Source organism: Roseomonas sp. 18066 (assembly GCF_902706185.1).
In the GTDB taxonomy this organism is placed as follows: Bacteria; Pseudomonadota; Alphaproteobacteria; order Acetobacterales; family Acetobacteraceae; genus Pseudoroseomonas.
Genome location: NZ_CACSJM010000155.1, coordinates 1 through 12929, shown reverse-complemented (window position 1 = coordinate 12929; position 12929 = coordinate 1). Strand labels below are relative to the sequence as shown.

Here is a 12929-nt window from a genome sequence, read left to right as displayed (position 1 = left end):
CCACCAAGCCGGACACAACACCTTGTCTTGCATCGACGCAGTTCACCACCGCGGGGTGGAGCAGCCCGGTAGCTCGTCAGGCTCATAACCTGAAGGTCACAGGTTCAAATCCTGTCCCCGCATCCCAAATCGACACATCACAAAAAAGCTGCCCAGGCCAACAAGCCCTGGGCGGCTTTTTTGCGTGCGCGAGGCGCCAGTGCTAAAGGCCCGCCCGTGAACCCGGGATCGACGCTCCGCCTCCATCGCCTGATGCTGCAGGATTTCCGCAGCTATCCGCGGCTCGATCAGGAATTTTCTGCCAAGCTCGTGGCCATCGCCGGCGCCAATGGCACCGGCAAGACCAATCTGCTGGAGGCGATCAGCCTGCTCGGCCCCGGCCGTGGCCTGCGCGCCGCCAAGGGCGCCGAGCTCGGCCGCCGCGACGGCGACCAGGGCCTGTCCTGGACCGTCGCCGGGCATTTTGATGGCCCGCTCGGTCCCGTCACCATCGGCACCGGCAGCGAGGCCGGGCAGGATCGCCGCAGCTTCCGCCTCGACGGCAATGCCATCCGCAGCCAGGCGGAGCTCTCGAGCCATGCCGCCGCCCTCTGGCTCACCCCGCAGATGGACCGGCTGTTCCAGGAAGGCGCCAGCGGCCGGCGGAAATTCCTCGACCGGCTGGTCTGGGCGCGCGAGCCCAGCCATGCCCGCGACGTCGCCGCCTTCGATTCAGCCATGGCCCAGCGCAACCGCCTGCTCGCCGAGGGCCGGCGCGACGCCCGCTGGCTGGCAGCCCTCGAGGACACCATGGCCCGCCATGCGGTGGCCGCCATCGCCGCCCGCCGCTCGGCCGCCGGGCAGCTGAACACGGCGCTCGCCCAGGGCGTCGCCGGGCAGTTCCCCGCCGCCCGGCTGGAGCTGGTCTGCCCGATCGCCGCGGCGCTGGCCGAGCAGCCGGCGCTGGCCGTCGAGGAGACGCTGCGCGATGGCCTGGCCGCCGACCGCGCCCGCGACACGGCGGCCGGCGGCGCGAGGCAGGGCGCGCACCGCACCGACCTGCGCATGGTGCTGCTGCCGAAGGAAATTCCCGCCGAGCTCTGCTCCACCGGCGAGCAGAAGGCGCTGCTGGTCAGCACCATCCTGGCCCAGGCCGCGCTGGTCGCCGGCCATCGCGGCTTCGCCCCGCTGCTGCTGCTGGACGAGGTCGCCGCCCATCTCGATCCGGGCCGCCGCGCTGCGCTGTTCGGGGCGCTCGCCGCGCTGCCGGCGCAATGCTTCCTGACCGGCACCGAGCCCGCGCCTTTCGAGCCCTTGCGCGGCCAGGCGCAGCTTTTCGCCGCCATCCCGGGCGGGCTGGCCGAGGTCGCCGATTTCCCCGTGCCGGCCCCGGCATAAGCTGCTATAAAATCCTGTCTTTCAGACCGCCTCGATCAGGAGTTTCCCGCCGGCATGAGTGAGTCCGCGCGTGCGCCGATCCCCGCCTCCGACGCTTCGGCGGAGGCCTATGACAGCGCCTCCATCACCGTCCTCCGCGGCCTGGAAGCCGTTCGCAAGCGGCCCGGCATGTATATCGGCGACACCGATGACGGCTCCGGCCTGCACCACATGGCCTTCGAGATCATCGACAACGCGGTGGACGAGGCCCAGGCCGGCTACGCCACCCGCTGCGACGTGGTGCTGAACGCCGATGGCTCGGTCACCGTCACCGATGACGGCCGCGGCATCCCGACCGACATCCATGCCGAGGAAGGCGTCTCGGCGGCCGAGGTCGTGCTGACCCGGCTGCATGCCGGCGGCAAGTTCAACCAGAATTCCTACAAGGTCTCGGGCGGCCTGCATGGCGTGGGCGCGGCCGTGGTCAACGCGCTGTCCGAATGGATGGATGTGGTGATCTGGCGCGACGGCCAGGAGCATTTCATCCGCTTCGAGCATGGCGACACCGTGCAGCCGCTGAAGATCGTCGGCCCTTCCGAGCATGAGAAGGGGACGCGCGTCACCTTCAAGCCCTCGGCCGGCACCTTCACCCGCACCGAATACGAGTTCGCCATCCTGGAGAAGCGCCTGCGCGAGCTGGCCTTCCTCAATTCCGGCCTGGCCATCAACCTGCGCGACGACCGCCCGGTCGCGCTCGGCGAGGCGGCGCGCGAGACCAACTTCCGCTTCGATGGCGGCCTGGTCGCCTTTGTCGAATGGCTGGACCGCAACAAGGACCCGATCTTCAAGCCGCCGATCAGCCTGAAGGCCAAGGAAGGCAGCGGCATCCAGGTCGAGCTGGCGATGTGGTGGAACAACAGCCCGCATGAGCAGGCGCTGTGCTTCACCAACAACATCCCGCAGCGCGACGGCGGCACCCATCAGGCCGGCTTCCGCCAGGCGCTGACCCGCGTGGTGATGAAATACGCCGAGGAGCTGGCCAAGAAGGAAAAGGTCGAGCTCTCCGGCGAGGATATGCGCGAGGGGCTGACCGCGGTCATCTCGGTCAAGGTGCCGGATCCGAAGTTCTCCTCGCAGACCAAGGACAAGCTGGTCTCCTCCGAGGTGACGCCGGTGGTGCACATGGCGGTGGCCGATGCGCTGAGCCACTGGTTCGAGACGCATCCGAAGGAAGCCCGCGCCGTCCTCGACCAGGTCGTCCTCGCCGCCGCCGCCCGCAAGGCGGCGCAGCTGGCGCGGGAGAAGGTCGGCCGCAAGAACGCGCTCGACATCTCGACCCTGCCCGGCAAGCTGGCCGATTGCCAGGAGAAGGATCCCACCAAGTGCGAGATCTTCTTCGTCGAGGGTGATTCCGCCGGCGGCTCCGCCAAGCAGGGCCGCGACCGCCGCTTCCAGGCGATCCTGCCGCTGAAGGGCAAGATCCTCAATGTCGAGCGCGCCCGCCTCGACAAGATGCTGTCCTCGGCCGAGATCGGCACGCTGATCACGGCGCTGGGCACCGGCATCGGCACCGGCCCGGTGGAGCGCGGCGGCTTCTCGGCCGACAAGCTGCGCTACCACCGCATCGTCATCATGACCGACGCCGATGTCGACGGCTCGCATATCCGCACGCTGCTGCTGACCTTCTTCTTCCGGCAGATGCCGGAGCTGCTGCATCGCGGGCATCTCTACATCGCGCAGCCGCCGCTCTACCGCGCCAAGCGCGGCCAGGAGGAGCGCTACCTGAAGGATGACCGCGCGCTCGAGGACTTCCTGCTCGAGAAGGCGCTGCACAACGCCACGCTGCGCTATGCCGACGGCCACCAGGCCCAGGGCGACGAGCTGACCGAGGTGGTCGAGCAGTTGCGCCAGGTCGCCAGCCGCATCCGCCGCCTGTCGACCAACCTGCCGACCGAGCTGGTCGAGCAGGCCGCCATCACCGGCGCGCTGTCGCATGACACCGAGCGCGCCTTGGCCGCGGCGCCGGAGCTGGCCCGCCGGCTCGACGCCCTGGCCCGCCCGACCGAGCGCGGCTGGGTCATCGCCCCCGGCGCCGACGGGCTGGTGATGGGCCGCACCGTGCGCGGCGTCGCCGACCGGCACCGGCTGGACAATGCCGCGCTGCGCAGCCCGGAGGCGCGCTGGCTCGGCGAGCGCCAGGCCGCGCTGGCCACCGCCTGGTCGCAGCCGGCGGTGCTGACGCTGGACGGCCATCCGCATGAGGTGGCCGGCCCGCTGGCGGCGCTGGACAAGATCCTGGCGCAGGGCCGCAAGGGCCTGTCGATCCAGCGCTTCAAGGGGCTGGGCGAGATGAACCCGGACCAGCTGTGGCAGACCACGCTGGACCCGGCGGCGCGCACCCTGCTGCAGGTGAAGATCGAGGACATGGAAGACGCCGAGCAGGTGTTCTCCACCCTGATGGGCGATGTCGTCGAGCCGCGGCGCGAGTTCATCGTCGGCAATGCGCTGAAGGTCGCCAACCTCGACGTCTGACGCCCTCGGCGTCGGGTCATAGAAAAAGGGCGGCGCCGGAAGGCGCCGCCCTTTCGCGTTTCAGGCGTGCCGGATCAGACGTGCAGGCCGGGGGCTTCCTGGCCGGTGCGCGCGACATATTCGGTGTAGCCGCCGTCATAGACATGCGGCCCTTCCGGCGTCAGCTCCAGCACCCGGTTCGAGAGTGCTGCCAGGAAATGGCGGTCATGCGAGACGAACAGCATGGTGCCCTCGTACTGCGCCAGCGCCGCGATCAGCATCTCCTTGGTGGCGAGGTCGAGATGGTTGGTCGGCTCGTCGAGCACCAGCAGGTTCGGCGGGTCGTAGAGCATCATCGCCATGACCAGCCGCGCCTTCTCGCCACCCGACAGCACGCGGCACTTCTTGTCGATCTCGCCGCCGGAGAAGCCGAAGCAGCCCGCGAGACTCCGCAGCGAGCCCGGATTGGCGCGGGGGAAGGCGTCGTCCAGCGCCTCGGCGACGCTGCGCTCGCCATCCAGCAGCTCCATGGCGTGCTGGGCGAAATAGCCCATCTTCACGCTGCCGCCGAGCGTCACGCTGCCGGCATCCGGGGTCGAGCCGCCGGCCACCAGCTTCAGCAGCGTCGACTTGCCGGCGCCATTGGTGCCGAGGACGCAGCAGCGCTCGCGGCGGCGCACCAGGAAGTCGAAGCCCTCGTAGATGACGCGCTCGCCGTAGCGCTTGTGCACGCCCTTCAGGCTGACCACGTCGTCGCCCGAGCGCGGCGCCGGCAGGAAGTCGAAGCTGACCGCCTGGCGCCGCTTCGGCGGGTCGACCCGCTCGATCTTGTCGAGCTTCTTCACCCGGCTCTGCACCTGGGCGGCGTGCGAGGCGCGCGCCTTGAAGCGCTCGATGAACTTGATCTCCTTGGCCAGCATCGCCTGCTGCCGCTCGAACTGCGCCTGCTGCTGCTGCTCGTTCAGCGCGCGCTGCTGCTCGTAGAAGCCATAGTCGCCGGAATAGCTGGTCAGCGCGCCGCCATCGATCTCGATGACCTTGTTGATGATGCGGTTCATGAACTCGCGGTCATGCGAGGTCATCAGCAGGGCCCCATCGTATCCGCGCAGGAACTGCTCCAGCCAGATCAGGCTTTCCAGGTCCAGATGGTTCGACGGCTCGTCGAGCAGCATGACGTCGGGGCGCATCAGCAGGATGCGGGCCAGCGCCACGCGCATCTTCCAGCCGCCCGACAGCTTGCCGACATCGCCATCCATCATCGCCTGGCTGAAGCTGAGCCCGGCCAGCACCTCGCGCGCCTTGCTCTCCAGCGCATAGCCGCCGAGCTCCTCGAAGCGGGCCTGCACCTCGCCGAATCTTTCCACCAGCTCGTCGATGCGGTCCAACTGGTCGGGGTCACCCATCGCCGCCTCGAGGGAAGCCAGCTCGGCGGCGGTCGCGCTGACGTCGCCGGCGCCGTCCATCACCTCGGAGACGGCGCTGCGGCCGGCCATCTCGCCGACATCCTGGCTGAAGAAGCCGATGGTGACGCCGCGCTCGACCAGCACCAGCCCCTCATCCGGCTCGTCCCGCCCGGTCAGCATGCGGAAGAGGGTGGATTTGCCGGCGCCGTTGGGGCCGACCAGCCCGACCTTCTCGCCCTTCTGCAGCGCGGCCGAGGCCTCGATGAACAGGAGCTGCTGGCCGTTCTGCTTGCTGATGTTGTCGAGGCGAATCATGGCAATCCGGCAATGCTGGAGGGGGGGAGGCGGGCGGCTTATGCCCCGGCGGTATGCCATGCGGGGCCGCGCTTCGCATGCGCGAAATCCGCGCGGCGCCCATCTCCGCCCGGGTCGTCATCCGGCGCCGGCCGGCCTATGCTGGCGCCATGCTGCTCGACGAAGAACCCATCCCCCTTCTCCTTGGCCGCCTGCCGCCGGGGACCCGCGCGTGAGCGCGCAAGCCCTGCTGCCAGCCGAGCGGCTGGCGGAGCTGGAAGGGCTGGCGGTGCGGCTGCAGGACGGCGTCGCCGGGCTGCGCGCCGCGCTGGAGGCCGAGACGGTGCGCGCCACCAGCCTGGAGCGCGAGCTGGCGGTGACCGAGGCGAAGCTGCTGGTCGAGACCATGCACAGCGCGGGCCTGGCCGCCCAGGCCACCCGGCTGCTGGCCGTCGGCCCCGAGGCGGCGCTGGAGGAGGCGGAGGGCCATGCCGGCCAGACCCTGCTGGCCGTGGTCTATGAGCAGGCCTTCGATGCCAAGGGCCGTGAGCTCGGCCTGGACGACCCCGCCCGCTTCCGGGTCGGCTGAGCCGCCGGCTTTTCCATCCGCCGGAAAGCAGCGGCAGCAAAATCTGCCGTCTGCCCTGCGGAATACGCATAAGATGCGTGACCACCCCCGGCATTGCCGCCGAATGCGCCGATGCCGGCGCCCTAGCCTTCCCGCCTGGGGCGCCCGTGCCGCGCCCGCCGAGGGGAGTTTGCGATGCTGGAAAACCTGACCCGGACGCAGGAGGCGCTGGCGGCGCGGCAGCAGGATGTGCCGCGCGGCGTGCTGACGGCGCATCCCCTGGTGCTGGAGCGGGCGCTGGGCGCCGAGGTCTGGGATGTCGACGGCAACCGCTTCCTCGATTTCGTCGGCGGCATCGGGGTGATGAATGTCGGCCACAACCACCCGCGGGTGGTGGCCGCCGTGCAGCAGCAGCTGACCCGCATCACCCATGCCGCCTTCCAGGTCGCCGCCTATCCGCCCTACCTGGCGCTGGCGGCCAAGCTGAACGCGCTGGTCGGGCAGGGCGAGGCCTTCAAGACGGTGTTCTTCACCTCCGGCGCCGAGGCGGTGGAGAATGCGGTGAAGATCGCCCGCAGCCACACCAACCGCCCTGGGATCATCGCCTTCCGCGGCGCCTTCCATGGCCGCACCCTGCTGGGCACCACGCTGACCGGCATGAGCGCGCCCTATCAGCAGAATTTCGGGCCCTTCGCGCAAGGGGTGCACCACGTGCCCTTCCCCGACGCCTATCGCGGCATCTCGACCGAGGCGGCGCTGGCGGCGCTCGAGACCTGCTTCGCCACCGAGGTCGCGCCGGAGCGCGTCGCCGCCATCCTGCTGGAGCCGGTGCAGGGCGATGGCGGCTTTCTCCCCGCGCCCGCGGAATTCCTGCAGGCGCTGCGCGAGATCGCGACGAAGCACGGCATCGTGCTGATCCTGGACGAGATCCAATCCGGCTTCGGCCGCGCCGGTGCCATGTTCGCGCATCAGACCGCCGGCATCCGCCCCGACCTGGTGACCCTGGCCAAGAGCCTGGCGGGGGGCCTGCCGATCTCCGCCGTCTCCGGCCGGGCCGAGATCATGGAGGCGCCGACGCCGGGGGGCCTGGGCGGCACCTATGGCGGCAATGCGCTGGCCTGCGCCGCGGCGCTCGCCGTGCTCGAGGTCTTCGAGCAGGAGGACCTGCTGGCCCGCGGCAACGCCCTGGGCGAAGCGCTGGCCCGGGGGCTGGCGGCGCTGGCCGAAAAGCACCCGCGCATCGGCCAGGTGCGCGCCACCGGCTGCATGTGCGCCATCGAGATGGTGGCCGACCCCGCCGGCCGCGCCCCGGATGCGGCGCTGGCCCAGGCGGTGATCGACGCGGCGCGCGAGGGCGGGCTGCTGGTCATCAAATGCGGCGTGCAGCGCAACGTGGTGCGCTTCCTGCCGCCGCTGGTGACGAGCCAGGCGCAGCTCGACGAGGCGCTGACCATCCTCGGCGCCGCCCTGGCCACCGCCGGCGCCTGATTCCCGATCCGGACGGAGCCCGCGATCGCGCCCCGTTCCGCCTGCCTGTCGCAACGTGCCTGCCTGGATGCCAACGAGCATCCAGGACTGAAAGAAAAAAAGAGACGCGAGCACGGATCAAAAAGGGGGCTTCGACGATGGGTGACGACCACAACTACCTGAAGCTGGTGGGGCCGGCCGAGGCCGCGCGGCTGCAGACGGCGCTGCGCCAGGGCGCCTCGCGGCGCGACCTGATGCGGCTGCTGGGCGCCGCGGGGATGGGGGCGGCGCTGGCCGGCTCGGTCGCCGGGGCGGCCGGCACGGCTTACGCGCAGACGCCGCGGCGGGGCGGGCGGATCCGCGTCGCCGGCACCTCGACCTCGACCGCCGACACGCTGGATCCGGCGAAGCAGTCGCTGTCGACCGACTATGCCCGCTGCAACATGTTCTATAACGGGCTGACCGCGCTGGATGGCAGCCTGACGCCGCAGCCGGCCCTGGCGGAAAGCTGGACCACGACGGACGGCAAGTCCTGGAGCTTCAAGCTGCGCAGCGGCGTGACCTTCCATGACGGCAAGACGCTGGACGCCGAGGACGTGGTCTATTCGCTGACCCGCCACAAGGACCCGGCGACGGCGTCGCGCGCCCGGTCGCTGGCGCTGCCGATGGTCGAGATCAAGGCGGCCGGCCCGCTGGAGGTGCAGATCACCCTGGATGCGGCGAATGCCGACCTGCCGGTGGTGCTCGGCACCTTCCACTTCATGATCATCAAGGCGGGCACGACGGACTTCGCCACCGCCATCGGCACCGGCCCGTATCTGTGCAAGGAGTTCACGCCCGGCGTGCGCTCGATCGCCACCCGCAACCCGAACTACTGGAAGCAGGGCCGGCCCTATCTGGACGAGATCGAGTTCGTCGGCATTCCCGACGAGCAGGCGCGCGTCAACGCGCTGCTCTCGGGCGACGTGCAGCTGACGGCGGGGATCAACCCGCGCTCGGTGCGGCGCATCACCGGCACGCCGGGCTTCGCCGTCTTCGAGACCAAGTCGGGCTACTACACCGACCTGGTGATGCGGGTGGACCAGGCGCCGGCCAGCAACCCGGATTTCGCGCTGGCCATGAAATACATGCTGGACCGCCAGCAGATGCTGACCGCGGTGCTGCGCGGCCATGGCGTGGTGGCCAACGACCAGCCGATCGACCCCAGCAACCGCTTCTACTTCGCCGGGCTGCCGCAGCGTCCCTATGACCTGGACAAGGCGAAGTTCCATTTCCGCAAGTCGGGCATCGGCAACACGGCGCTGCCGCTGGTCTGCTCGCCGGCGGCCGAGCATTCGGTCGAGATGGCCATGCTGATCCAGGAAAGCGGCAAGCAGGCGGGGATGAACATCGACGTCCGTCGCTTGCCCGCCGACGGCTACTGGTCGAACCACTGGTTCAAGCATCCGATGGGCTTCGGCGCCATCAACCCGCGCCCCAGCGCCGATATCCTGTTCACCCTGTTCTTCAAGTCGGACGCGACCTGGAACGAGAGCGGCTGGAAGAACGAGCAGTTCGACCAGCTGCTGCTCGCCGCGCGCACCGAGACGGACGAGGCGAAGCGGCGCCAGATGTATGCCGACATGCAGGTGCTGGTGCACGAGCATTCCGGCATCGGCGTGCCGCTGTTCTTCAACCTGCTGGACGGCCATACCAGCAAGCTGAAGGGGCTGGGCGCCATCCCGCTGGGCGGGCTGATGGGCTACAGCTTCGCCGAGAACGTCTGGCTCGAGGCCTGAGGCCACGCCCTGGCCGCCCACCGCGGCTGGGCGTGATCCTTGCATGCGGGGGACCGGGTCCTGCACCCTGTCCCCTGCCTTGCCCCCTGCCCAGGGAAGAGCCCGATGAAAAGTAACGCTCTGCTGCGGATGGTGGCGGCCCGGCTGGCGCTCGGCCTGCTGTCGCTGCTGCTGGTCTCGCTGGCGGTCTTCGCCATCACCGCCCTGCTGCCCGGCGACACGGCGCAGGAGCAGCTCGGCCAGGCGGCGACGCCGGAGGCCGTGGCGGCGCTGCGGCTGCAGCTCGGCCTCGACCAGCCGGGATGGCTTCGCTACCTGCGCTGGCTCGGCGGGCTGGCCTCGGGGGATGCCGGGCGCTCGCTGGTCAATGGCCAGCCGGTCGCCGCGCTGATCGGCGCGCGATTGCCCAATTCACTGCTGCTGGCGGCGGCGACGGCGGTGGTCTCGGTGCCGCTGGCGCTGGCCATCGGCATCTCGGCCGCCATGTGGCGCGGCACCGCCTATGACCGCGGCGTCAGCATGCTGACGCTGTCCGTCGTCTCGGTGCCGGAATTCCTCGTCGCGACCGCCGCGGTGCTGGTCTTCGCGGTCCACCTGCGCTGGCTGTCGGCGCTGTCCTATGTCAGCAGCATCGACAGCTTCGCCCAGTTCATCCGCGTCTTCGCCATGCCGGTGCTCAGCCTGTGCTGCGTCATCGTGGCGCAGATGGTGCGGATGACGCGCGCCGCGCTGATCGACCAGCTGCGCGCGCCCTATGTCGAGATGGCGGTGCTGAAGGGCGCCGGGCCGATCCGCGTGGTCTGGTCGCATGCTTTGCCCAACGCGGTGGGGCCGATCGCCAATGCGGTCGCGCTCAGCCTGTCCTACCTGCTGGGCGGCGTCATCATCGTCGAGACCATCTTCAACTATCCCGGCATCGCCAAGCTGATGGTGGACGGCGTCTCCACCCGCGACATGCCCCTCGTCCAGGCCTGCGCCATGATCTTCTGCGCGGCCTATCTCTTCCTCGTGCTGGCGGCGGACCTATGCGCAATCCTGTCCAACCCGCGTCTGCGCCACCGGTGACCGGCGAGGTCCTGGCGGAAGTCCCGCCGCCGCGGCCCCGGCGGCGCTGGCCCCTGCTCGGCCTGCTGGGCGGCGGCATCGTCTTCTTCTGGCTGGCCATGGCGGTCCTCGGCGGGCTGGTGGCGCCGCATGACGGCGGCCGCATCGTCGACATGGATGTCTTCACGCCGATGACCGCGGCCTTCCCGCTGGGCACCGACTATCTGGGCCGCGACATGCTCAGCCGCATCCTGCACGGCACCCGCTACACCGTCGGCGTGGCGCTGGCGGCGACGCTGTTCGCCAGCGGCTGCGGCCTGGTGCTGGGCATGGCGGCGGCGACGCGCGGCGGCTGGACCGACATGGCGCTGTCGCGCTTCCTCGACACGCTGTCGGCCATGCCGTCGAAGATGTTCGCCCTCGTCGTCGTCGCCGCCTTCGGCTCCTCGGTGCCGGTGCTGGTGCTGGCCTCGGGCATCATCTACACGCCCGGCGCCTATCGCATCGCCCGGTCGCTCGCCGTCGGCATCGACGCCATGGATTACGTGCGGGTCGCCCGCGCCCGCGGCGAGGGCACCGCCTATATCCTGCGCGAAGAAATCCTGCCCAACATGACCGGGCCGGTGCTGGCGGATTTCGGCCTGCGCTTCGTCTTCATCGTGCTGCTGCTCAGCGGACTTTCCTTCCTCGGCCTCGGCGTGCAGCCGCCCAATGCCGACTGGGGCTCGCTGGTGCGGGAGAATATCGGCGGCCTGGCGGAGGGCGCGCCGGCGGTGCTGATGCCGGCGCTGGCCATCGCCAGCCTGACCATCGGCGTCAACCTGCTGATCGACAACCTCGGCGCCTTCCGCCGCCGCGGCGGGGAGGGGGCGTGATGGCCGGGGCCTTGCTCGAGGTCGAAGGCCTCCACGTCACCGCCCGCAACGCCGAGGGCCAGACCGTCAGCATCGTCCGCGATGTCGGCTTCCAGCTGGCGCGCGGCGAGGTGCTGGCGCTGATCGGCGAAAGCGGCTCCGGCAAGACCACCATCGCGCTGTCGCTGCTGGGCTATGCGCGGCCCGGCTGCCGCATCGCGGGGGGACGCATCCGCCTGGGCGAGACGGAAATTCTCTCCCTCTCCGCCAGCGGGTTGCGCGACCTGCGTGGCCGCCGCGTCGCCTATGTCGCGCAGAGCGCCGCCGCCGCCTTCAACCCGTCGCGCCGCATCATGGACCAGGTGGTGGAAGCCGCCCTGATCCACGGCACCGCCAGCCGCGCCGAGGCCGAGACCGAGGCGGTCGAGCTGTTCCGCGCCCTGGCCCTGCCCGAGCCCTTCCGCATCGGCGCGCGCTATCCGCACCAGGTTTCCGGCGGGCAGCTGCAGCGGCTGATGGCGGCCATGGCGCTGATCGCCCGGCCCGACCTGGTAATCCTGGACGAGCCGACCACCGCGCTCGACGTCACCACCCAGATCGAGGTGCTGCGCGCCTTCAAGAATGTCGTGCGCCAGCGCGGCACCACCGCGGTCTATGTCTCGCACGACCTGGCGGTGGTGGCGCAGATGGCCGACCGCATCATCGTGCTGCGCGACGGGCAGATGCGCGAGGAAGGGCCGACGCCGCAGATCCTGGAGACGCCCACGCATCCCTATACCCAGTCGCTGCTGGCCGCCGCTGCGCCACGCCCGCGCGCCCCCGACAGCCTGGCCGGGGCGGCGCCGCCGGTGCTGCGCGTGGAGAACCTGACCGCCGGCTACGGCCCCGCCGATTCCTCCGGCATGCCGCTGGTCCCGGTGCTGCGCGACGTCAGCTTCGAGATCCGTCGCGGCGCGGCCCTCGGCGTCATCGGCGAGAGCGGCTGCGGCAAGTCGACGCTCGCCCGCGTCGTCGCGGGGCTGCTGCCGATGGGCCGCGGCACCATGCGGCTGGGCGAGGAAAGCCTGCCGCCCGACATCGCCCGCCGCAGCGCCGACCAGCTGCGCCGCGTGCAGCTGGTCTTCCAATCGGCCGACACCGCGCTGAACCCCAGCCGCACGGTGGCGCAGATCCTCGGCCGGCCGATCAGCTTCTTCCACCAGGCCCGCGGCGCCGAGCGCGACCGCCGGGTGGCGAAGCTGCTCGACCTGGTGCGGCTGCCCAAGGTCCTGGCCGACCGGCTGCCGGGCGAGCTGTCGGGCGGGCAGAAGCAGCGCGTCAACCTGGCCCGGGCGCTGGCCGCCGAGCCGGAGCTGATCCTCTGCGACGAGGTGACCTCGGCGCTGGACACCGTGGTCGGCGCCGCCATCCTCGACCTGATGGACGAGCTGCGCCGCGAGCTGGGCCTGGCCACCATGTTCATCAGCCACGACCTGCACACGGTGCGCGCGGTCTGCGACGAGGTGATGGTGCTCTATGCCGGGCAGCGGGTGGAGCTCGGCGCCGGGGCGGCGATGGCCGAGGCGCCCTGGCACCCCTACACCGACCTGCTGGTCGCCTCGGTGCCGGAGCTGCGCCCCGGCTGGCTGGAACAGACCGCCGCCCCCCGCACCCC

General features: G+C 70.5%; 9 protein-coding genes and 1 tRNA gene. 9 read left to right on the top strand and 1 reads right to left on the bottom strand.

What is annotated here, in order from left to right; translation table 11 throughout:
* Positions 1 to 49: 49 nt before the first annotated feature.
* The 3 genes from GVN67_RS23985 (at position 50) to gyrB (ending at position 3888) form a co-directional block, all read left to right on the top strand.
* Positions 50 to 123: transfer RNA gene (locus tag GVN67_RS23985), tRNA-Met, on the top strand.
* Positions 124 to 216: 93 nt separating this feature from the next.
* Entirely contained in the window at positions 217 to 1377 is a 1161-nt protein-coding gene (gene recF, locus GVN67_RS23980) for a DNA replication/repair protein RecF (RefSeq protein WP_235035452.1), read from the top strand.
* A 54-nt stretch (positions 1378 to 1431) separates the two neighbouring features.
* Positions 1432 to 3888 (top strand): DNA topoisomerase (ATP-hydrolyzing) subunit B, encoded by a 2457-nt coding sequence (gene gyrB, locus GVN67_RS23975; protein ID WP_159999845.1) that lies wholly within the window; start codon positions 1432 to 1434, stop codon positions 3886 to 3888.
* A gap of 74 nt (positions 3889 to 3962) precedes the next feature.
* On the opposite strand, the gene GVN67_RS23970 is transcribed toward gyrB, so the two are convergent.
* On the bottom strand, positions 3963 to 5585 hold the full coding sequence (locus GVN67_RS23970) for an ABC-F family ATP-binding cassette domain-containing protein (protein WP_159999844.1): 1623 nt from the start codon (positions 5583 to 5585) through the stop codon (positions 3963 to 3965).
* A gap of 211 nt (positions 5586 to 5796) precedes the next feature.
* Between GVN67_RS23970 and GVN67_RS23965 the strand changes: the two genes are divergently transcribed.
* The 6 genes from GVN67_RS23965 to GVN67_RS23940 form a co-directional block, all read left to right on the top strand.
* Positions 5797 to 6153 carry a hypothetical protein gene (locus tag GVN67_RS23965; protein ID WP_159999843.1) on the top strand — a complete coding sequence of 119 codons (357 nt, stop codon included), beginning with the start codon at positions 5797 to 5799 and terminating at the stop codon, positions 6151 to 6153.
* A gap of 174 nt (positions 6154 to 6327) precedes the next feature.
* Entirely contained in the window at positions 6328 to 7620 is a 1293-nt protein-coding gene (gene gabT, locus GVN67_RS23960) for a 4-aminobutyrate--2-oxoglutarate transaminase (RefSeq protein WP_159999842.1), read from the top strand.
* A 137-nt stretch (positions 7621 to 7757) separates the two neighbouring features.
* The gene (locus GVN67_RS23955) at positions 7758 to 9377 is read left to right on the top strand and encodes an ABC transporter substrate-binding protein (protein ID WP_159999841.1); all 1620 of its coding nucleotides are present in this window, start codon (positions 7758 to 7760) and stop codon (positions 9375 to 9377) included.
* Positions 9378 to 9482: 105 nt separating this feature from the next.
* On the top strand, positions 9483 to 10442 hold the full coding sequence (locus GVN67_RS23950) for an ABC transporter permease (protein WP_159999840.1): 960 nt from the start codon (positions 9483 to 9485) through the stop codon (positions 10440 to 10442).
* On the top strand, positions 10439 to 11296 hold the full coding sequence (locus GVN67_RS23945) for an ABC transporter permease (protein ID WP_235035451.1): 858 nt from the start codon (positions 10439 to 10441) through the stop codon (positions 11294 to 11296). The genes GVN67_RS23950 and GVN67_RS23945 overlap by 4 nt, the downstream gene beginning before the upstream one ends.
* Positions 11296 to 12929, top strand: a 1634-nt coding sequence (locus GVN67_RS23940; RefSeq protein ID WP_159999838.1) for an ABC transporter ATP-binding protein, incomplete at its 3' end; no start/stop codon positions are given. The genes GVN67_RS23945 and GVN67_RS23940, both read left to right, overlap by 1 nt.